This is a genomic window from Thiemannella venezuelensis (assembly GCF_014203605.1).
Classification (GTDB): Bacteria; Actinomycetota; Actinomycetes; order Streptosporangiales; family Streptosporangiaceae; genus Planomonospora_A; species Planomonospora_A venezuelensis.
Genome location: NZ_JACHJJ010000025.1, coordinates 19,488 through 40,109 on the forward strand (window position 1 = coordinate 19,488; position 20,622 = coordinate 40,109).

Here is a 20,622-nt window from a genome sequence, read left to right on the forward strand (position 1 = left end):
AGGCCGGTCGCGCGCGAGCGGGCCGCCCGGTCAGCCCTTCCAGACGCCGGTGGCGGCGGCCTCGGCCGCGTAGTCGGCGAAGTCGCGGGGCGGGCGGCCCAGCGCGCGCTGGACGCCGTCGCCCAGGAAGGCGTTGCGGCCGTCCAGGATCTCGGCGAACATGCCGGCGAACAGCTCCGCCTCCCCGGCCGGCATGCCGTACTCCACCAGCGTGGCCGCGTACCCGTCGGTGGAGACCGGCAGGTAGCGGACCTCCCGCCCGGATGCCCCGGAGATCTCCGCGGCCGCCTCGGCGAAGGTCAGCAGCCGGGGGCCGGTCACCTCGTACACCTGTCCCGCGTGCCCGTCCTCGGTGAGCGCCGCGACCGCGACGTCCGCGATGTCCCCGGCGTCGACGAACGGCTCGGCGACCTCCCCGGCGGGCAGCACGACGGTGCCGCCGAGCACCGGCTCCAGCAGGTGGCCCTCGTCGAAGTTCTGGTTGAACCAGCTCGCGCGCACGACGGTCCACTCGGCGCCGGAGTCCCGCACCGCCTCCTCGCTGCGCCGGGCGGCCTCCTCGCCCCTGCCGGACAGCAGCACCAGCCGGCGGACACCGGCGTCCGCGGCCCGCCGGGCCAGCTCGCCGACCGCCTCCACGGCCCCGGGGGCCGCCAGGTCGGGGTAGTAGGTCACGTACGCCGAGTCCGCGCCCCGCAGCACGGGCTCCCAGGTGGCCGGGTCGGCCCAGTCGAACGGCGGGGTGCCGGAGCGGGAGCCGGGCCGCACCGTCACGCCGCGCTCCCGGAGCCGGTCGGCCACCCGCCGGCCGGTCTTGCCGTTGCTTCCGATGGCCAAGGTCGTCTTCTCTGTCATGGGAACAGTAGATCCCGGACCCCATGAGACGTTCCATGGCCGAGATGCTCGATTCCATGTTCGTGCGTCTCATCCGTGATCTATGCTGGGCGGCATGGACGCGCTGGCGGGACTCCTGGACGGGCCGAGGGCGCGGGAGGCGTTCCTGCTCCGCGCGATGCTGAGCCCGCCGTGGTCGCTGCGGATCGAGGACCGGGCGCCGATCTCCCTGACGGCCGTGGTGCGCGGCGAGGCGTGGGCGGTCCCCGAGCGGGGCGAGCCGGTGCCGATGCGCCCCGGGGACGTCGCGATCATGCGCGGCCCCGATCCGTACGTCCTCGCCGACGACCCGGCCACCCCGCCCCAGGTCGTCGTCCACCCGGGGCAGCGCTGCACCACCCCGGAGGGCGAGGACCTGTCCGAGGCGATGACCCTGGGCGTGCGGACCTGGGGCAACGACCCGGACGGCCGGATGATGGCGCTGGTGGGCACCTACCAGCCGCACTCCGAGATCAGCCGGCGGCTGCTGCGGGCGCTGCCCGCGCTGCTGGTCCTGCCCGGCGAAGTGCTGGACAGCCCGCTCGTCCCGCTGCTCGGGCAGGAGATCACCAGGGACGAGCCGGGCCAGGAGGTCGTCCTCGACCGGCTGCTGGACCTGCTGCTCATCACCGTGCTGCGCGCCTGGTTCTCCCGCCCGGAGGCCGAGGCCCCGGCCTGGTACCACGCGCTCGGCGACCCGGTGGTGGGCCGGGCGCTCCGGCTGCTCCACGCCCACCCCGCGCGGCCCTGGACGGTGGCGGACCTCGCCGCCGAGGTCGGCGTCTCCCGGGCGGCGCTCGCCCGTTCCTTCACCTCGCTGGTCGGCGAGCCGCCCATGGCCTACCTGACGGACTGGCGGCTGACGCTCGCCGCCGACCTGCTGCGCGGCTCCGACGCCACCGTCGGGGCGGTGGCCGCGCGGGTCGGGTACGGCAGCGCCTTCGCGCTGAGCACCGCCTTCAAGCGGGTGCGCGGCGTCAGCCCTCAGGAGCACCGCCGGACCGCGACAGGTACTCCTCCCTGACCTTCGAGCGGGAGAGCTTCCCGGTGGGGGTCCGGGGCAGCTCCTCACGGAACTCGATCACCCTCGGGTGCTTGAACCGGGCGAGCCGCGGGCCGAGGTGCTCCAGCAGTTCCTCCGCCCCCGGCCGGGAGTCCGGCACCACCTGGACGAGCGCGACCACGGTGTGGCCCCACTCGGGGTCCGGCACGCCGATCACCGCGACGTCGGCGACCGCCGGGTGCTCCAGCAGCGCCGCCTCGATCTCGGCGGGGTAGATGTTCACCCCGCCGGAGATGATCAGATCGGTACGGCGGTCGCAGAGGAACAGGTAGCCCTCCTTGTCCATGAAGCCGATGTCGCCGGGGGCGTACCACTCCCCCCGCATGCTGGCGGCCGTCTTCCCGGGGTCCTTGTGGTACTCGAAGCCGCCCAGCCCCGACTTGACGTAGATCATGCCGGGTTCGCCCGCCGGGAGCTCCGCCCCGTTCTCGTCGAGGATCTTCGCCTCGAAGGCGGGGACCGGGCGGCCGACCGTGCCGGGACGCTCCAGCCACTCGTGCGGCTTGACGGCGAAGGCGATGGCCGACTCGGTGGAGCCGTAGTACTCGTACAGGACCGGCCCCCACCAGTCCATGATCCCCTTCTTGACCGCCACCGGGCAGGCCGCCGCGGTGTGGATCACCTGCCGGAGCGAGGAGACGTCGTAGCGCGCCCGGACCTCCGGCGGCAGGAGCAGCATCCGGTGGAACATGGTCGGCACCATCATGGCGTTGGTGACCCGGTACCGCCCGACCAGCTCCAGCACGGTCTCCGGCTCGAACTTCGGCGCGACGACCAGCGTGTGCCCCAGGTGCAGGGCGAACAGGGTGTGCGCGCACGGGGAGGAGTGGTACATCGGCGAGGTCACCAGGTGGACCTCGTCGCCGGGCCGCAGGTCGCAGACCTCGCCGAGGAACCAGGTGTAGAGCGGGACCGTCGCCTCCGGCTCCGCTCCGGACAGCGGGCGCCGCACCCCCTTGGGGAAGCCGGTGGTGCCGGAGGTGTACCACATGACGGCGCCGGACGTCCGGTCCTCGGGATCGGTGTCCGGCTGCCCCTCGGCCAGGGCCCCGGCCCCGCCCGCCTCCGGGGTGACCACCAGCCGGGAGTCGCTGTCGGCCACGATGTAGTCGATCTCGTTCTGCGTGAGGTGCCAGTTGACCGGGACGTAGTACAGCCCGATCTGACCGGTGGCCATCAGCATGGTCACCGCGTCGATCCCGTTGGGCAGCACGCCCGCGACCGCGTCCCCCGCGCGGAGCCCCCGCGCCCGCAGCCCGTGCGAGACCCGGTTGACCCGGGCGAGCAGCTCTCCGTAGGTGGTCACCGCGCCGTCGGCGTCGATCACCGCCCGGCGGCCGGGGTCGGCCTGCGCGATCCGGTAGAAGCCGGGCAGCCCGCTGATGTCGGCCATGGATTCTCTCCCTTACAGCTCCAGCAGGTCGGCGAGACGGGTCCGGTGGGCGCGCGGCGGGCCGAGGAGCACCTCGTCGGCCTTGGCGCGCTTGTAGAACAGGTGGGCGTCGTGCTCCCAGGTGAAGCCGATGCCGCCGTGCAGCAGGAGGCTGTCGCGGGCCACCTCGAAGCAGGCCCGGCCCAGGTAGACCTGGGCGAGCGCGGCGGCGGCGGGCAGCTCGCCGGGGGCCTCGTCGGCGGTCCAGGCGGCGTACCTGACGACCGACTCGGCCTGCTCCAGCTTGCAGTGCATGTCGGCGAGTTTGTGCTTGACGCCCTGGTAGGAGCCGATGAGCCGGTTGAAGGCGACCCTGATCTTGCTGTAGGCGACGATCGCGTCCAGCGAGGCCCGCAGCACGCCGAGCTGCTCGGCCGCCACCGCCACCGCCAGCAGGTCCCGCGCCCGTGCCAGGCCCGCCTCGTCGGCGCCCGAGAGGATCCGGCCCGGGGACCCGTCGAAGGTCACCCTGGCCTGGCGCCGGGTGGGGTCGAGCGTGGTGAGCGCCTCGCGGGCGACGCCCGCGCCGCCGGCCTCCACCGCCACCAGGACGGGGCCGTCCGGCGCGGCGGCCTCCACCAGCAGCACGTCGGCGTCCAGTCCGTTGAGCAGGTGCGGCACGGTGCCGCTCAGCGCGGCCCGCCCGTCCCCGTCCGCCGTGCCGGCGGTCACGCCGGAGGCGGGGGCGAAGGCGGCGGTCACGCGGCCCTCGGCGATGCCGCCGAGCAGTTCCTTGTCCGGCGTCTGGAGCTGGGTCAGCGCGATCGCGGCGGCGGTGGTGGCCAGGAACGGCCCCGGGAGCAGCGCCGCACCGGTCTCCTCCAGGGCGACCGCGAGCTCGGCGAATCCGGCCCCGGCGCCGCCGTACTCCTCGGGGACGATCAGCCCGGACAGGCCCAGCTCGCCGTTGAGCCGCCGGTAGACGGCGGGGTCGTACCCGGTCTCGGAGTCCATCGCGGCCCGTACGGCGGGCAGCGGCGAGGCGCCGGAGAGGAAGCCGCGGACGGCCTCGCGCAGCTCCCGCTGCTCCGGGGTGAGCACGAGTTTCATGCGAACCGCCCTTCCGCGGAGGCCGTCCGTGCGGTCGTCGGCGTCGTCACGAGGCAGGCCCTCCGCTCGTCTTCAGGTCCTTGAACGGCACGTTCTTGTCCGTGCGCGGCTCGGGGGGCAGGTTCAGCACCCGTTCGCCCACGATGTTGCGCATGATCTCGTTGGTCCCGCCGCCCAGGGCCATCGCGGGGGCGAGCGCGAGCGAGTGGGCCAGCCGTGCGCCCCCGTCCCCCTCGGCCCCGGAGTGGGCCACGGCCTCCGGCCCGGCCAGCGAGGAGGCCAGGTCGGCCTGGAACAGGGTCAGCTCGGCCAGCAGCAGCTTGGCGGCGCTGCCCCGGGCACCGGGGAAGATGCCGGCCTTGGTCTCCTGGGAGAGCCGCTGGTTGAACAGGGCGAGCGCGCGGGAGCGGACGTAGAGCTCGACGAGCTGGTCCCTGACCAGGGGGTCGCCGGTGTCGGCGGACTCGCGCAGCGCCTCGAAGGCGACCGGGTTGTCCTTCTGCCCGCTCATGCCGACCCCGCCGGCGATCGAGAGGCGCTCGTGCAGCAGGGTCGTGACCGCGCAGCTCCAGCCGCCGCCGACCTGCCCGACGAGGTTCTCGGCCGGGATGTGCACGCCGTCGAAGAAGATCTCGTTGAAGTGGGCGCGGCCGGTCATGTCCCGCAGCGGCCGGACGGTGACGCCGGGGGCGTGCATGTCCACGATGAACATCGTCAGGCCCTTGTGCTTGGGCACGTCCACGTCGGTCCGGGTGAGCAGCAGGCCCCAGTCCGCGTTCTGGGCGACGGAGGTCCAGACCTTCTGCCCGTCGACCACCCAGCCGCCGTCGGTCGGCACGGCCCGGGTCTGCAGCGCCGCGACGTCGCTGCCCGCGCCGGGCTCGGAGAAGAGCTGGCACCAGATCTCCTCGCCGCGCAGCAGCGGCCGGACGTACCGGCGGCGCTGCTCGTCGGTGCCCAGGTCGACCAGGGTCGGCCCGCACATGCCCAGGCCGATGGAGAACACGTAGGTCGGCAGCGTGAAGCGCGCCGCCTCGGCGGCGAAGGCCCGTTCCTCCGCCTGGGTCAGGCCCTGCCCGCCCCACTCCGCGGGCCAGGTGATGCCCGAGTAGCCCGCGTCGTACAGCTCCGCCATGAACGCCTTCGCGGCGGCGACCCCGCCCGCGTCCGGGGTGCCCTCAACTCTGGCCTGGGGGGCGTTCGCCTCCAGCCAGACTCGGGCACGCCGCCGGTAGTCCTCAAGATCCATACCCGCTCCAATCAGTGCTCACTTACTCTAACGAGCGGGCGATCAGTCGTACAGAGCATTGCTCTACTGAGATCGCACCCGGACCTGCCGGCCGCCGGGCAGGACCACCAGGAGCATCGCCCCGGCGATCAGGCCCCCGCCGAGGAAGACGGTCCAGGTGAGCGACTCGCCGTACGCCAGGGTGGCCAGGGCGGTCACCCAGAGCGGCTGGGCGGACAGGATCACCGCCGCGGGCACCGGCGGGACGTGGACCTGGCCGAACGAGCGGGCGAGGAAGCCGAGGGCGCAGGCCACGATGGACAGGTGGCCGAGGATCGCCCAGTCGGCGGGGGTCTCGGGCAGCGTCAGCCCGTCCGGCACGGCCAGCACCCCCGTCAGGAGGGCGATGACGCCGAGCTGGATCACCGCGATCGCGTAGGCGTCCTGGCGGGCCCGCTCGAAGGCGCCGAGCACCAGGGTGTGCGCGGAGTACAGCACCGCGGAGAACAGGGTGACGGCGAGCGCGGGCAGGGAGATCTCGGCGCCCTCGGCCCCGCGCAGGATGGTGAAGACCGTCATCGCGGCCATCGCCAGCGCCACCGCCCACCAGGTCCGCCCCGAGACCCTGGCGCCCAGCACGACCAGCCCGAGGACCGGCGTGATCACCACGTAGGAGCCGACGGTGAACCCCGAGACCGACGAGGGCAGGCCGTGCAGGGCCACCGCCTGGGCGGTCTGCCCCACCCCGAACAGCAGGCCGAGCAGGATGCCGGTGAACCAGGTGCCCTCCGGAAGCCCCCGCAGGCAGCGCGGGCGCAGCGCCAGCAGCGCCAGTGTGGCCAGGCCGTACCGCTCGGCGACCAGGTCGGCGACCGGGATGCGTTCGATGAGGTCCTTCATCAGCGGGAAGGCCGACCCCCAGGCGGCGCTGACGAACAGCAGAAGCACGGCTCCCAGCAGGGGCCGGGGAGCGGTCGCCACTGTCATAAGGGAAGAGTGACATCACTGCGAGCAACCATGAGCTGACCCGCAGGATCGGGAGTGGACTGAATACAACCCTGAGTTAAGGACGTCCCTCCGGCAGGGGAGACCTGCCACCCCGACGGGCTCGCGGGCTACACAGAGTGACAGAGGTCACACCCTGGAGGGTACTTCCCGGGCTATTGGATTCTCCGTACAATTACGGAGCAGGACACGCGATGGGAGTGCAGACGATGACACCTGCTCCGAGCACCACCGCAGCCAGGGAGAGCGACCAGACGGTCGCGGAGAAACGCGCCTACGAGGCTGTCATCGAGCGCCTGTCGAAGGCCTCGGTCGACAAGCACTGGGAGCCCTACGTCGACATCCCCTGGGACGACCCCGACTTCCTGGTCCACCAGGACGACCCCCGCTGGGAGCTGCCCTCGGTCGACAAGCTGGGCGGCCACCCGTGGTACCGGGCGCAGCCGCCCGAGGTCCGGGCGAAGATCGGGCTCTGGCGGGTGGCGACCGCCATGAAGATCGGCCTGCAGTTCGAGAACCTGCTCAAGCGCGGGCTGCTCAACTACGCCTACCGGCTGCCGAACGGCTCCCCCGAGTTCCGCTACGTCTACCACGAGACCATCGAAGAGGGACATCACGGGATGATGTTCCAGGAGTTCGTCAACCGCACGAAGCTCCCTATCAGGGGCATGCCCGGCCCGCTCAGCCTGCTCGCCCAGGTCGCCCCGTGGATCCCGCTGATCTCCACCGAGCTGTTCTTCATCTTCGTGCTCGGCGGCGAGGACCCGATCGACCACGTGCAGCGCAAGACCCTCAAGGAAGGCCAGATCAAGCACCCGCTCGAAGAGACCATCATGCGCATCCACATCGCGGAGGAGGCCAGGCACATCTCCTTCGCCCGGCACTACCTGCGCCGCCGGGTGCCGAGGATGCCGCGCTACCGCCGCTTCGTGCTGGGCCTGGTCTCCCCCGTCGTGCTGGGACTCATGGCCAGGATCATGCTCTCCCCGCCCGGGCCGATGATCAGGGCGTTCCGCATCCCGGAGCAGGTCGTCAAGGACGTCTACACGAACAGCCCCGAGGCCGCGGCGGAGATCCGCGACTCGGTGGGCAAGACCCGGGAGCTCTGCGCCGAGCTGGGCATGATGAACTCGCTCCAGCGCAGGGTCTGGAAGGCCATGCGGATCTACGACGACCCCCCCACGAAGAGAGCGGCGCGGTGAGCGGAGCAGCGGAGAACGGCGGAACGGCCGGCGGGGACGGCACGGGTGCGCGCACCGGCGCGGCCGGGGGCAGGGCCAGGACCGCGATCGTGACGGGGGGCGCGTCCGGCATCGGCCGGGCGGTCTGCCGGGAGCTGAGCAGGCGCGGCGTGCACGTGGTCGCCGCCGACCTCGACGAGGCGGGGGCCGAGCGCACGGCCAAGGAGTTCGGCTGCGCGAGCGCCGGGCTCGACGTCACCGACGCGCGGGCGGTGCGGGAGCTCGTCGAGCGGGTGAGACGCGAGCGCGGCCGGCTGGACTTCGTGTTCAACAACGCCGGGATCGCGGTCGGCGGCACCGCCGACGAGCTCACCCTCGACCACTGGGACCGCACGATCGACGTGAACCTGCGGGGCGTGGTGCACGGCGTGCACGCCGCCTATCCGATCATGCTGGAGCAGGGCCACGGCCACATCGTGAACACCGCCTCGCTGGCCGGACTGACCCCCGCTCCGCTGATGCTGCCCTACACCGCGACCAAGCACGCGGTGGTCGGGCTCTCGCTCGCGCTCCGGGCCGAGGCGCGCGCGCACGGCGTGCGGGTGAGTGTGGTCTGCCCCGGATTCACCGACACCCCGCTGCTGGACCACGCCAACCCCGGCCTGCCGCAGACCGCCACGGGCTCCGGCGCCCGCGAGTCGGCGACCAGGACCATGGGACGGCTCTACTCCGTCGACGCCCTGGCCGCGGACATCATGCGGGGCGTGGCGCGGAACAGGGCGCTCATCGTGGCCCCGGCCTCGGGCCGGTTGGCCTGGCGGGGGGTACGGCTCTCGCCCTCGGCCGCGGTCCGGGTGGCCGCGCTCGCCGTACGGCGCCTGCGCGGCTGAGCCGCCGTCAAGTCCACCCGCCAGGTCCGCACGTCAGGTCCGCCCGCCCGGCCCGCGCCTCCGGCCCGTACGGCGGTGCGGCCGGGCCCTCCGAGCGGCGTACGGCCGTCCGGGATCCATGTCGGGTTGCCTCCCGGACGGCCGTGCGTCCTGAGCCGTCAGCGCTCCCCGGAGGTCCCCAGGTTCCCGGCGAGCAACTCGATCAGGGGCTCACGGCGCACGCAGGACGACAGTGCGAACGAGTCGGCCAGCGCGAGCAGCTCCTCGTCGGACAGGCCCTTGAACAGGGCGGCGTACTCCGGCAGCAGCGCCTGCGCGATCAGGATGTGCCGGACGAGGTCGTCGGTCTGGTAGCGGGCCCCCCACGGGTAGGCGTCCCAGTCCGGGAACTCGGCGGCCACCAGCTCGTGCAGCGGCGCGAGGACGTCCGCCGACTCCTCCATGGTGGAGCCCCACCGGTCGGCGCCGAGCCGGTTCTTCTTGGCGATGAACGGCCCGAACCGCTCCAGGTACGGCCCGGCCGGGTCCGCGGTCACCAGGCCCTGCAGCCCGACGTCCTTGTAGGTCCAGAGCGACCAGCCGGCCCCGTGCGCGTCGTAGATCTCCAGCTGGTCCCGGAGGATCTGGTAGCGCTGGGCGTCCACCTCCGGGTCCCCGGTGTAGACGGGCCCGAACTCCCCCACCCAGATCGGCGTGCCGGTCTGGCGCTGGAAGACCGTGCGCTTGTCGAAGGTCCGTTCCAGCCGCTCCCGGTCCACCCACTCGCCCCGGGTGCGGCCGGGGTACGGCCCGCCGTGCGCGAAGCCGGCCAGGGCGTAGTCGTGGCAGACGAAGACGGTGTTCTCGTAGACCTCATGGAAGATCGAGAAGTCGGTGGAGTAGGTGTTGCCGTCGAGGAAGAGCGCGTGGTCCGGGTCGGCGGCGCGCACCGCCTTGACCAGCCGGTCGTAGAACGGGCCGATCGCGCGGCCGGTGGGGTCGCCGGGCTCGTTGACCGGGTTGTACCCGGCCACCCAGGGGTTGCCCCTGTACCGGTCGGCCATGACCTCCCACAGGTGGACGACCCGGTCCTGGAAGTGGCGGTGCCGCCAGAAGGAGGCCACGTGCGTCGGGTTGTCGGAGTGCCAGTGCTGGTTCTGCGAGCCCGGCACCGCGTGCAGGTCGATCACGCTGTAGATGCCGTACCGGCCGAGCAGCTCGATCACCCGGTCCAGGTGGCGGAAGCCGTGCTCGATGATCTCCAAAGGCCGGTCGTCGGACTCGAAGTGGCGGTAGTTGACCGGGATCCGCACGCAGTTCATGCCGATCCCGCTGAGCAGCGCCGCGTCGGCCTCGGTGAACAGCGACGTCAGCAGCCGGTCGAAGAACAGCTCGGCGCGGTCCTCGCCGATCGCCTCGGCCACGGCCTCGCGCATCGCGGACTCGTTGGCGGGGTAGCCGGTGATGAAGTTCTCCATGTTCATCCAGCCCCCGAGGCCCACTCCGCGCAGCCGGACGGGGGTGCCGTCGGCGGTGACGAGGCGGGTTCCGGACACATGCAGGGTCACGCGTTCATCCCTTCGTAGCTCCAGCGGTCAGTCCGCTGATCAGGTGTCGTTCGGCGACCGCGTAGAAACCCAGCGCGGGCACCATGGCCAGGACGACGTAGGCGAGGGTCCGGGCGATGTCGCTGGAGTACTGTCCCTGGAACTGCTGGACGCCCAGCGGGACGGTCCACCAGTCGGGGTCGTTGAACACCGCCAGCGGCAGGAAGAAGTTGTTCCAGCTGGCCACGATCGCCAGCACCGAGACGGTGGCGAGAGCGGGCCTGGCCATCGGCAGCAGGATGCGCCAGAAGACGCCGAACGGCGTGCAGCCGTCGATGACGGCGGCCTCCTCCACCTCGCGCGGGACCCCGGCGAAGAAGCCGCGCAGGATGATGATCGTCATCGGCAGGCCGAACGCGGCCTGGACCAGGACCACCCCCAGCGGGTTGTCCAGCAGCCCGAAGGCGCGCATCAGGACGAAGAGCGGCAGGATCGCCACCGCGAACGGGAACATCAGGCCGGCCGTGAAGACCGTGAAGAGCAGTTCCCTGCCCCGGAACGCGAAGCGCGCGAACGCGAACGCGGCCAGCGCCGAGAGCCCCACGACGAGCACCGTGGTGGCCAGCGCGATGAGGACGCTGTTGGCGACCTGCCGCCAGAAGGAGCCCGAGGCGAGCACCTCGGTGTAGTTCTCCGGGTGCCAGGGCGCGGGCAGCCCGAACGGGTTGGTGGCGAGCTGGGCGTTGTCCTTGAACCCGCCGAGCAGGCCGAACAGGAGCGGGACGAGGACGAGCACGGCCAGGGTCCCGGCCAGCAGGTGCAGGGAGACCCCCTTGGCGCGCGACGGCCCGGCGGGGCGGCGACGGCGGCTGCTCATCGGTGGTCTCCCATCGTGGTGACGGCGCCCTGGGTGTCGCGCCGCATGACGAAGCGCAGGTAGGCCAGGGCGAAGATCATGCTGAGGAGGAACATCACCACGCTGATCGCGCTGGCGTAGCCGATCTGGGTGCGCTTGAAGCCGAACTGGAACATGGTCACGGCCAGCGTCTCGGAGGCGTGGTCGGGTCCTCCTCCGGTGAGCACCCAGACCAGGTCGAAGAGCTGGACCGTGCCGATGATGGAGAGGAAGGCGGCGATGCGGACGGTCGGGCCGAGCAGCGGGAGCGTGACGTGGCGGAACTGCTCCCAGGCGGTGGCGCCGTCGATGGCGGCGGCCTCGCCGAGCTCTCTGGGGATGCCCTGCCTCCCGGCCAGGAACAGGATCATGTAGAAGCCGAAGTACTTCCAGGTCATGACGGCGAAGAGGGCGGGGATGACCGTGGACGGGTCGGCGAGCCAGGCGCGTTCCAGTTCCTCCAGGCCGACCGCGCGCAGGAGCTGGTTGGCCAGGCCGGTCTCCGGCGAGAGGATGAGCGAGAACAGCACGCCGGTGATCACTTCGGACAGGACGTAGGGCGCGAAGAACAGCAGCCGGTAGACCGCCCTGCCGCGCATCCGCTGGTTGAGCAGGAGCGCCAGTCCCAGGGCGAACGGGAGCTGGACCAGCAGCGACAGGACGATGATGATCAGGGCGTTCCGCAGGTCGCCGTGGAAGACGTCGCTGTCGAAGAGGCGGGTGAAGTTGTCGAAGCCGATGAAGTCCTCGGGCCACCCGCCCAGTCCGTTCCAGCGGAACAGGCTGGTGTACGCCGCGATCGCGATGGGGGCCAGCACCAGCAGGCCGTACAGCACGAAGGCGGGGGCGATGAAGAGGGCGACGGTCGCCAGGCCCCGCAGGCGGCGGCGCCGTACCGCGGCGGGGCGCGGGCGCGCGGGGGAGACTCCGGCCTGCGGCCGCTTCTCCGGGCGCTCCGTCAACGCCGGATGTGTCATGTGGGTTGCTCCGTGTCGGGGGGCGGTACGGCGGGCGGGCCTGCTCGCGGCCCGCCCGCCGTACCGGATCTCACTGGCGGATGCCGCTATCCTTCGGCCTTGGCCGTCTCGGTGATGGCGGCCGCGACCTCTTCGGGCGTCTTCGACCCCGCGATGAGCCCGGCCACGCTGTCGTTGATCTCCTGGCCGACCGCGGGCGGGTAGGCCTGGTCCAGGTAGAGCTGGAAGCCGGTCGCGCCGGCCAGCGTGGTGGCCACGGTCTTGAGGTTGGCGTCCTTGATCGCCTCTTCGGCGCCCGTCTGGGACGGGAGCCCGGCGCCGGACTCCACGAACTTCTTCTGGTTCTCCATCTGGGAGATGAACTTCAGGAAGTCCACCGCCTCGGCCGGGGCGTCCGCGCCGACGGCGAAGCCGTTGCCGCCGCCGAGCGCCTCGGTGGCCGCGCCCTGGCCGCCCTCGACCGCGGGGAAGGGGAAGAAGCCGAGGTCCTCGCCGATGCCGCCGCCGGCGTCCTTCTCCACCGCCGGGGCCCACTGGCCCATCAGCTCCATGCCGGCCTTGCCGCCGCCCACCAGGGCCGCCTGCCCGTCGGGCGTGCTGTAGGCCGCGTTGGCGAAGCCCTTCTGGAAGGGCTCCAGGTCGGCGAGCTCCTTGAGCTTCCGGCCGGCGTCGACGAAGCCGGGCCCGGTGAAGTCGTGGGTGGTCGCCGCCTGCTTGAGCGCGTCGAGCCCGGCCGTCCGCATGGCGAGGTAGGTCCAGTAGTAGTGGCCGGGCCACTTCTCCTTGCCGGCCAGGGCGATGGGGGTGGTCCCCGCGGCCTTGAGCTTCTTGACGGTGTCGAGGAAGGCCGACCAGGTCGCGGGCGGCTCGGTGACACCGGCCTCGGCGAAGAGCTTCTTGTTGTACCAGAAGCCCACCATGCCGACGTCGACGGGGATCCCGTAGGTCTTGCCGTCGATCTGGTAGGCGGCGAGCGCCGCCGGGGTGAACGTCCCGATCGCGTCCGCGTCCACGCTGAGGTCCTTGATGATCCCGGCGTCGAGCTGCTGCTTGAGCACGCCCCCGCCCCAGGTCGAGAAGATGTCGGGAGCGCTGGCCGCCGTGGTGACGGTGGCCATCTTGGACTTGAACGCGTCGTTCTCCAGGGAGGTCACCTGGATGGTGACGTTCGGGTGCTGGGCCTGGTACGCCTTGACCCACCCGTCGTAGATCGTCTTGTTGGGCTCTGTGGTGCCGATGTGCCACCAGTCAATGGTGACCTTTCCTCCCGAGGCGGCCTCCGGGTCGCTCTCCGACCCGCCGCCGCAGCCTGCGAGGAGGAGGGAGGCCGCCGTTACCGCCGCACCCATGACCACCACACCGCGCCGACGCAGTGACATCGCCGTCATTCCTTTCCGCGTCGCGTTGAAATATTTCGGTTAACCCCCGAATGTTTCGTGCCCGAAGCCTAGGTAAAATGCGAGTTACGCGTCAATAGAGGGCCCGGACACAGCTCGGCATCGATGATCCGACCGGGCACTCTCAGGTTCCGAAAGTTTCGGATAGACTGCCGCGCATGTCCAGCAAGAGGCGGGTAACGATCGCTCAGATCGCGGAAGAGGCCGGGGTCTCGATCCCCACGGTGTCCAAGGTCATCAACGGCAGGCCCGAAGTGGCCCCCGCAACCCGCCACCGGGTCGAGCGACTGCTCCACAAGCACGGCTACCAGCGCCGGGTCAGCCAGGACGAGGGCCCCGCCGGCCTGGTCGACCTGGTCTTCGCCGAGATCGAGAGCCCGTGGGCCATGGAGATCGTGCGCGGCGCCGAGGACGCCGCCCACGAGGCGGGCGCCAGCGTCGTCATCTCCGTGCTGCACACCCACGCGGGCCCGGGCCGCGACTGGCTGGAGCGGCTCGCCGCCCGGCGCACCGACGGGGTGGTGATCGTCGCCTCCAAACTCTCCTCGACGGTCCAGGCGCAGCTCAGCGCCCGGTCGCTGCCGTTCGTCGTGGTCGATCCCGAGGGCGAGCCCGCACCCGGCGTCGTCTCGGTCGGCGCGACCAACTGGCACGGCGGCCTGGCCGCCACCCGGCACCTGCTGGAGCTGGGCCACCGGCGGATCGGCATGATCAGCGGTCCCGCCGACATGCTCTGCAGCCAGGCCCGGATCGACGGCTACCGCGCCGCGCTGGAGACCGCGGGCATCGAGGCGGCGCCCGAGCTCATCCGCCGCGGCACCTTCCTGGTCGACTCCGGGCACGACCACGGCCACGGCCTGCTCTCCCTCGACGACCCGCCGACCGCGATCTTCGCCGGGAGCGACCTGCAGGCCTTCGGCGTCTTCGAGGCGGCCCGGCAGCGCGGGCTGCGCGTCCCCGAGGACCTGTCCGTGGTCGGCTTCGACGACCTGCCGCTCTCCCGCTCGGCCTGGCCGCCGCTGACCACCGTCCGCCAGCCGCTGCAGGAGATGGCCGCGCTGGCCACCCGGACCGTGCTGGGCATAGGCCGCGGGGAGACGCCCGAGCTCCGGCGGGTGGAGCTGGCCACCGAGCTCATCGTCCGCGAGAGCACCGCCCCGCCCCGGTCCTGACACCGGCGTGCGGACCCCCGGCCACGCGGGAACCCCCCCCCGGCCGGCGGGCCCGTCCGTGTTTCCCGCACGGCTTAACGGACATAAGGGCATATAAGCGAAATATGCCTCGGGGGTTTCCGATGAGTTCCAAGTCGCGCCAGACGAAGGCCCAGCACGAACAGAAGAGGGCGGAGCCGGTCCGCAAAGGTCCGGGTCCGGTGACCTCCGCCCAGCTCCGCGAGGAGCGGGGCGGAGGCGTCCGGGGCGGCGGCAGGAGCGGCGGCGGGCCTCAGGCGCAGCGCCAGACCGAGCGCCTGGCCAAGCAGTCGATGCCGCTCCGCCGGGCGCAGCGCGCCGGGACCGACAACCGCCAGCCCTGACGCCGCCCGGCACGGCGCCGTCCCGGGAGGCCCGTCCGCGACCGACCGGCCGCGGACGGGCCTCCCGCTAATTATCAAGAAAGTTTCCTAAAAGAAAGCATTGACGTGCCTGGTGGGAGCGTTTAACTTCACGATCGACAACCTGAACGGGGGCGGGTTGCGGCTCCATCGACGCGTTCTCGAAAGGTGGCACCCCCCGTGTCCTCACGCCTGCGCACCGGCCTCGCAGCGGCCGGCGCGTCCCTCGCGCTCCTCGCCGGAGCGCTCACCGGAGCGCTCTCCGCGCCGGCCGCCGCGGCCGCCGACCACGAGACCTGCCGCCCGGACGGCCTCTACACGACCCCGGGCGTCGACGTCCCCTACTGCCAGGCCTACGACGAGAACGGCCGGGAGAAGATGGGCGCGGACCACCCGCGCCGCATCATCGGCTACTTCACCGGCTGGCGCACCGGCAAGAACGGCCAGCCGTCCTACCTGGCCAAGGACATCCCGTGGGGCAAGGTCACCCACATCAACTACGCGTTCGCGCACGTCGGCAAGGACAACAGGATCTCGGTCGGCGCCGACGGCCCGGGCAACGCGGCCACCGGCATGGAGTGGCCGGGGATCGACACGCTCGACCCGGCCCTGCCGTACAAGGGCCACTTCAACCTGCTGAACAAGTACAAGAAGGCCAACCCCGACGTCAAGACGCTGATCAGCGTCGGCGGCTGGGCCGAGACCGGCGGCTACTTCGACGCCACGGGCAAGCGCGAGCCCTCCGGCGGCTTCTACTCGATGACCACCAACGCCGACGGCTCGGTCAACCAGGCGGGCATCGACGCCTTCGCCTCCTCCACGGTGGACTTCATCCGGAAGTACGGCTTCAACGGCGTCGACATCGACTACGAGTACCCGACCTCGATGAAGGACGCCGGCCACCCGCTGGACTGGCAGATCGCCAACGCCCGCCGCGGGTCGCTGATGAAGGGCTACGCCGCCCTGATGAAGACCCTGCGCGACAGGCTCAACGCCGCCTCCGCGGCCGACGGCAAGTACTACATGCTCACCATCGCCTCGCCCTCCTCCGGCTACCTGCTGCGCGGCATGGAGACCTTCCAGGTCACCCGGTACCTGGACTACGTCAACATCATGTCCTACGACCTGCACGGCGCCTGGAACGAGTTCGTCGGCCCCAACGCCGCCCTCTACGACGACGGCAAGGACGCCGAGCTGGCCAAGTGGGGCGTCTACACGACCTCCCAGTACGGCGGGATCGGCTACCTCAACACCGACTGGGCCTACCACTACTTCCGCGGTGCCATGCAGTCCGGCCGGATCAACATCGGCGTGCCGTACTACACGCGCGGCTGGCGCAACGTCACCGGCGGCACGAACGGCCTGTGGGGCAAGGCGGTCGGCTCCAACTGCCCGACCGGCCTGACCTCCTGCGGCGACGGCGCGCGCGGCGTCGACAACCTCTGGCACGACCTGGAGCACGACAAGGAGGTCAGCGGCGGCGGCAACCCGCTCTGGCACGCCAGGAACCTCGCCGAGGGCCGCATCGGCTCCTACGCCTCCGTCTACGGCCTCGACCCGAACGACCCCGAGGACAGGCTGACCGGCACCTACACCGAGCACTACGACTCGACCATGGCCGCGCCGTGGCTGTGGAACCCCGCCAAGAAGGTCTTCCTGTCCACCGAGAACGAGAAGTCGATCGGCACCAAGATCGACTACGTCAAGGACAGGGGCATCGGCGGCATCATGATCTGGGAGCTGGCCGGCGACTACGACTGGGACGCCGCCAAGGGCGAGTACTTCATGGGCGACACGCTCACGACCCTGATGTACGACAAGCTCAAGACCGCCGCGCCGTACGGCGCCGCCCGGTCCAAGGTCGCGATCCCCGCCGAGAAGCTGGACGTGCGGATCGAGGCGGGCGCCTTCCCCGCCGGTGACAGCAACTACCCGATCAGCCCCAAGCTGACCATCACCAACAAGTCCTCGATGACGATCCCCGGCGGCGCGGAGTTCCAGTGGGACTACTCCACCGCCGCGCCGAACAACGCCAAGGACCAGTCCGGCTTCGGTCTCAGGATCGTCAGCAGCGAGCACTCCACCGCCGGCAACGTCGGCGGCCTGAAGGGCGACTTCCACCGGGTCTCGGTGAAGCTGCCCGCCTGGCAGTCCCTGGCCCCCGGCGCCTCGGTGACCATGGACTACGTCTACTACCTCCCGGTCCCGGGCACGGCCAACCACACGCTGACCTTCGGCGGCAAGACCTACGGCCTGGCCATGGACAACGCCCGCGGCGCCACCGAGCCCGACCCGAGCCCGACGCCGACCGTCACCGAGGACCCGGGCGGCGACTGCGCCTACCCGGCCTGGGAGCCCGGGAAGGTCTACAACGGCGGCGACCGGGTCTCGCACAAGGACCACAACTGGGAGGCCAAGTGGTGGACCCAGAACAACGAGCCCGGCACCACCGGCGAGTGGGGCGTCTGGAAGGACCTCGGCGCCTGCTGACCCGCACGTGAGACCCGGGGCGGGCGCTCCCCCGCCCGCCCCCAGGCTCCCGCTGACCCGGCGTGACGGCCCACGACAGCGGAGACAGGCCCGCCCCCGACCGGCGATCCCGGACGGGGGCGGGCCGCGTTGCCCGGCTGAGCGGCCGGGATGGGAACATGGTCGGGTTATGAGGACACTCGACAGAAGGCCGCGAGCGGTGCCGCGGCTACTCACGGTCCTGCTGCTGGCCGGTGCCGCGCTGTTCGGCGCGGGCACCCCGGCGCAGGCCCACAACGTGCTGATCGGCAGCGACCCCGAGGACGGCGCCCGGATCGCCGCCGGCCCGGAGCGGATCACCCTCACCTTCGACCAGCCGGTACGGCAGGGCTTCGCGAAGATCAGCGTGACCGGCCCGGACGGAACCCGCTGGGAGGAGGGCGAGACCGCCGTCAACGGCGAGAAGGTCACCATCGGCCTGCGGCCCCTCGGCCCGGCCGGGGAGTACGCCGTGGGCTACCGCATCCTCTCCTCCGACGGCCACCCCGTCGCGGACAAGGTGACCTTCACCCTGACCACCCCGGGCTCGGGGGCCGCCTCCCAGGCGCCACCGGCCGCCACCGCCCCCGAGGCCACCGCCGCGCCCGTGACGACCACCCCCGACCTGAGCGCCCAGGCTGCCGAGGCCGCGCAGAACGGCGGCGCCGGGATGGCCGTGCTCTGGATCGCCGGCTCCCTGGTCGTGCTGGGCGGCGCCACCGTCGTGGCGATGCGCCGTACCCGCGACCGGGAGGGGGCGCGGTGACCGCGGAAGGAGCCGAGGCGGCGGGCGGCGGCATGACCGCGCCCGCCGGTCCCGCCGGCGGGCGGACGGCCGCGCCGGAGGCGGTCGCGACGCTCCCGGCCTGGGGCCTCGCCGCCGGGGCGGTCTCCGCCGTCCTCGTCGCGACGGCGCTCGGCGCCGCGGAGGCCGTGCCCGGCATCGCACTGCCCGGCCCGCTGGTGGAGTACGGCCTGCCGGTGCTGCGCGTGCTGCTGGACCTGGCGGCGGTGGCGGTGGTCGGGCTGAGCTTCCTGCCCAAGCTGCTCGGCTTCGACGATCCGGAGCGCACCGAGCCGGTGATGCGCCGGGCCCGGCCGATGGCGGTGACGTTCGCCTGGGCCTGGGCGGTGCTGGCGCTGGTGACGATCGTCTTCCTGACCGCCGAGCTGCATGCGGGTGCGCTCCCCACTCCGGGGATGATCGCCGGGTACGTCGACGAGTTCGGCGCGGGCCAGGGCCTGCTCTTCAGCGCCGCCTGCGCACTGGCCTACGCGGGGATCGGACTGCTGGCGGTGCGCTTCGGGGAGAAGGTCCCGGCAGAGCTGCGGATCGTGATCGCCCTGTTCGGCCTGCTTCCGATCCCGGTCACCGGCCACGCGCTGGAGTCGGTCTGGCACGACCCCGTCATGATCTCGATGGAGCTGCACGTGCTGGGCGCGGCGGCGTGGACCGGCGGGCTGGCCGCGATCGCCCTTCTGACCGCCCGGAACCGCGAGCTGCTGGCCCGGATCCTGCCGAGGTTCTCCCGGCTGGCCACCATCGCGCTGGTCGTGGTCGGCGTCTCGGGGCTGGTGAACGGCCTGGCCACGATGGCGCTCACCCCCGGAGTCGAGCTGCCCGGCGACCTGCTGACCAGCGAGTACGGCCTGCTGGTGGTGGCCAAGGTCGCGCTCACCGCCCTGCTGGTCCCGCTCGCCGCCCACATCCGCTTCCGCCTCCTGCCCCGGATCGAGCGGCGGGAGACGACGGCGATCGCCGGGTGGGCGGCGGCCGAGGTCACCGTCATGGGTCTGGCCTACGGGGTGGCGGTGGCGCTGACGACCGCCGGGATCCCTCCCGCCTGACCGGCTCCGTGCGGGGCGACGGTCGCCCCGCACGGTCCCGGATCAGGCGCGGGCTCATGCGCCGGCCGTGACCTCGCGGTCCCGGGCCCGCAGCCGGTAGCGGGTGAGGAACCACTCGCCGCCCAGCCAGAGGGCGGTGAGCAGGGCCCCGCCGATCGCCATGGTCATCAGGGAGACCAGGGGCGGGGAGGCCAGCCAGCCGTTCTGCAGCCGGAGCGCCTGGTCCACCACGATGGTCGTGAGCAGGGAGCCGACCAGCGCCCGCAGGACCGGGTTGCGGAGCAGGAACGCCAGGTCGATCGCGAGCGCCCCGGCGACCAGGAAGGCCGGGACAGCCGAGCGCGGGAAGTCGGCGACGGCGAGCAGCGGCCAGATCAGCGCGCGGTAGGCGACGTAGGCGCCGACCACGGCGGTGGCGGCGAACGCCCGGCCGATCATCGCTCGGGCGAAGACCAGCACGATCATCGCGGCGGCCGCGGCGTAGAGCGGATAGACGTGGTCGGGCACCGGCAGCGAGAAGTTGACCACCATCTCCCGGTCGATCGCACGGCCCATCTGGTCGGCGGCGAACTGCAGCAGGATCGGCTCGGCCTCCGGCTTGCCGGCGTCCCACGCCCGGATCCCGAAGACGCCGTACTCCTGGTGCTGCGCGGGGAACCAGACGTTCTCGAACATGAACACGAACAGGCCGCCCAGGACGAGCGTGCGCGTCCGGCCGGGCGGGGCGCCGATGAACCAGCCCCGGATCACCCCGCAGATCATGAAGAACGTGCCGATGTACAGCAACATGTGCGACGGGCTCCACGAGGTGATGTCGAGCCCGTTGACGCGGTGGTTGATCAGGTCCAGCGGGACGGCGATCAGGAACGTCGCGGTGCCCCACTGGATGAGGCGCTGCGCCGTCCTGTCCACGCCGTACCCGGTGTAGACGTGGATGATCGTCAGGGCGACCACGACGACCGTGCCGACGCTGTTGAGCAGGTGCGGCGGGGCCAGGTCGTCACGGAGCCACTTGAAGTGCCAGGAGACGTCCCAGGACGCCCCCAGCACCTTGAAGGAGAAGGCGACCAGCCAGCCGAGGTACAGCACCCGGAACAGCTCGGCAGGGGTCTCCCTCCCCGCGGGGCCACGGGTCCAGTACGGCAGAGCCCACGCGACGACCGACGCGGCTCTTCTTCTCAGGCTCACTGCTGTCAC

The 20,622-nt window shown here is 71.9% G+C and carries 18 protein-coding genes; 8 read left to right on the forward strand and 10 right to left on the reverse strand.

Features of this window, described 5'->3' with window-relative positions:
* Positions 1-30: 30 nt before the first annotated feature.
* Positions 31-855, reverse strand: coding sequence for an NAD(P)H-binding protein (locus tag FHS22_RS29195; RefSeq protein ID WP_184946911.1), 825 nt, complete (start codon positions 853-855; stop codon positions 31-33).
* A gap of 94 nt (positions 856-949) precedes the next feature.
* Between FHS22_RS29195 and FHS22_RS29200 the strand changes: the two genes are divergently transcribed.
* A complete protein-coding gene (locus FHS22_RS29200; RefSeq protein WP_184946913.1) occupies positions 950-1,897 on the forward strand; it encodes an AraC family transcriptional regulator in 948 nt (315 codons plus the stop codon).
* On the opposite strand, the gene FHS22_RS29205 is transcribed toward FHS22_RS29200, so the two are convergent.
* From FHS22_RS29205 to FHS22_RS29220, 4 genes are all read right to left on the reverse strand, one after another.
* Positions 1,851-3,329, reverse strand: a complete 1,479-nt coding sequence (locus FHS22_RS29205; RefSeq protein ID WP_184946915.1) for an AMP-binding protein — start codon at positions 3,327-3,329, stop codon at positions 1,851-1,853. The two genes, FHS22_RS29200 and FHS22_RS29205, sit on opposite strands and share 47 nt — an antisense overlap.
* 12 nt (positions 3,330-3,341) lie before the next feature.
* Positions 3,342-4,418 (reverse strand): acyl-CoA dehydrogenase family protein, encoded by a 1,077-nt coding sequence (locus FHS22_RS29210; protein WP_184946917.1) that lies wholly within the window; start codon positions 4,416-4,418, stop codon positions 3,342-3,344.
* A 46-nt stretch (positions 4,419-4,464) separates the two neighbouring features.
* Positions 4,465-5,667 carry an acyl-CoA dehydrogenase family protein gene (locus tag FHS22_RS29215; RefSeq protein WP_184946919.1) on the reverse strand — a complete coding sequence of 401 codons (1,203 nt, stop codon included), beginning with the start codon at positions 5,665-5,667 and terminating at the stop codon, positions 4,465-4,467.
* A 63-nt stretch (positions 5,668-5,730) separates the two neighbouring features.
* Positions 5,731-6,633: a DMT family transporter gene (locus FHS22_RS29220; protein ID WP_184946921.1), complete on the reverse strand. Its 903-nt coding sequence runs from the start codon at positions 6,631-6,633 to the stop codon at positions 5,731-5,733.
* A gap of 227 nt (positions 6,634-6,860) precedes the next feature.
* On the opposite strand from FHS22_RS29220, the gene FHS22_RS29225 reads away from it, so the two are divergent.
* Together FHS22_RS29225 and FHS22_RS29230 are read left to right on the forward strand one after the other, a co-directional pair.
* Positions 6,861-7,853 (forward strand): AurF N-oxygenase family protein, encoded by a 993-nt coding sequence (locus tag FHS22_RS29225; protein WP_184946923.1) that lies wholly within the window; start codon positions 6,861-6,863, stop codon positions 7,851-7,853.
* Positions 7,850-8,722 (forward strand): SDR family NAD(P)-dependent oxidoreductase, encoded by an 873-nt coding sequence (locus FHS22_RS29230; protein ID WP_338048006.1) that lies wholly within the window; start codon positions 7,850-7,852, stop codon positions 8,720-8,722. The genes FHS22_RS29225 and FHS22_RS29230 overlap by 4 nt, the downstream gene beginning before the upstream one ends.
* A 158-nt stretch (positions 8,723-8,880) precedes the next feature.
* On the opposite strand, the gene FHS22_RS29235 is transcribed toward FHS22_RS29230, so the two are convergent.
* The 4 genes from FHS22_RS29235 to FHS22_RS29250 all read right to left on the reverse strand — a co-directional run bounded on the left by FHS22_RS29235 (position 8,881) and on the right by FHS22_RS29250 (position 13,499).
* The gene (locus FHS22_RS29235) at positions 8,881-10,269 is read right to left on the reverse strand and encodes a glycoside hydrolase family 5 protein (RefSeq protein ID WP_184946925.1); all 1,389 of its coding nucleotides are present in this window, start codon (positions 10,267-10,269) and stop codon (positions 8,881-8,883) included.
* Positions 10,270-10,273: 4 nt separating this feature from the next.
* A complete protein-coding gene (locus tag FHS22_RS29240; RefSeq protein WP_184946926.1) occupies positions 10,274-11,125 on the reverse strand; it encodes a carbohydrate ABC transporter permease in 852 nt (283 codons plus the stop codon).
* Positions 11,122-12,120, reverse strand: coding sequence for a carbohydrate ABC transporter permease (locus FHS22_RS29245; RefSeq protein ID WP_184946927.1), 999 nt, complete (start codon positions 12,118-12,120; stop codon positions 11,122-11,124). The genes FHS22_RS29240 and FHS22_RS29245 overlap by 4 nt, the downstream gene beginning before the upstream one ends.
* Positions 12,121-12,206: 86 nt before the next feature.
* On the reverse strand, positions 12,207-13,499 hold the full coding sequence (locus FHS22_RS29250; protein WP_260408406.1) for an ABC transporter substrate-binding protein: 1,293 nt from the start codon (positions 13,497-13,499) through the stop codon (positions 12,207-12,209).
* Positions 13,500-13,675: 176 nt separating this feature from the next.
* On the opposite strand from FHS22_RS29250, the gene FHS22_RS29255 reads away from it, so the two are divergent.
* The 5 genes from FHS22_RS29255 to FHS22_RS29275 all read left to right on the forward strand — a co-directional run bounded on the left by FHS22_RS29255 (position 13,676) and on the right by FHS22_RS29275 (position 19,425).
* A complete protein-coding gene (locus tag FHS22_RS29255) occupies positions 13,676-14,689 on the forward strand; it encodes a LacI family DNA-binding transcriptional regulator (protein ID WP_184946929.1) in 1,014 nt (337 codons plus the stop codon).
* Positions 14,690-14,811: 122 nt separating this feature from the next.
* Positions 14,812-15,051, forward strand: coding sequence for a hypothetical protein (locus tag FHS22_RS29260; RefSeq protein WP_184946930.1), 240 nt, complete (start codon positions 14,812-14,814; stop codon positions 15,049-15,051).
* Positions 15,052-15,249: 198 nt separating this feature from the next.
* Complete coding sequence (locus FHS22_RS29265; RefSeq protein WP_338048007.1) at positions 15,250-17,559, forward strand: chitinase C-terminal domain-containing protein; 2,310 nt, start codon at positions 15,250-15,252, stop codon at positions 17,557-17,559.
* Positions 17,560-17,758: 199 nt separating this feature from the next.
* Complete coding sequence (locus tag FHS22_RS29270; RefSeq protein ID WP_184946931.1) at positions 17,759-18,343, forward strand: copper resistance CopC family protein; 585 nt, start codon at positions 17,759-17,761, stop codon at positions 18,341-18,343.
* The gene (locus FHS22_RS29275) at positions 18,340-19,425 is read left to right on the forward strand and encodes a copper resistance D family protein (RefSeq protein WP_338048008.1); all 1,086 of its coding nucleotides are present in this window, start codon (positions 18,340-18,342) and stop codon (positions 19,423-19,425) included. Before FHS22_RS29270 ends, FHS22_RS29275 begins: the two co-directional genes overlap by 4 nt.
* Before the next feature lie 54 nt (positions 19,426-19,479).
* Here FHS22_RS29275 and FHS22_RS29280 read toward each other — a convergent pair whose 3' ends face one another.
* Positions 19,480-20,622, reverse strand: coding sequence for a hypothetical protein (locus tag FHS22_RS29280; protein ID WP_184946932.1), 1,143 nt, complete (start codon positions 20,620-20,622; stop codon positions 19,480-19,482).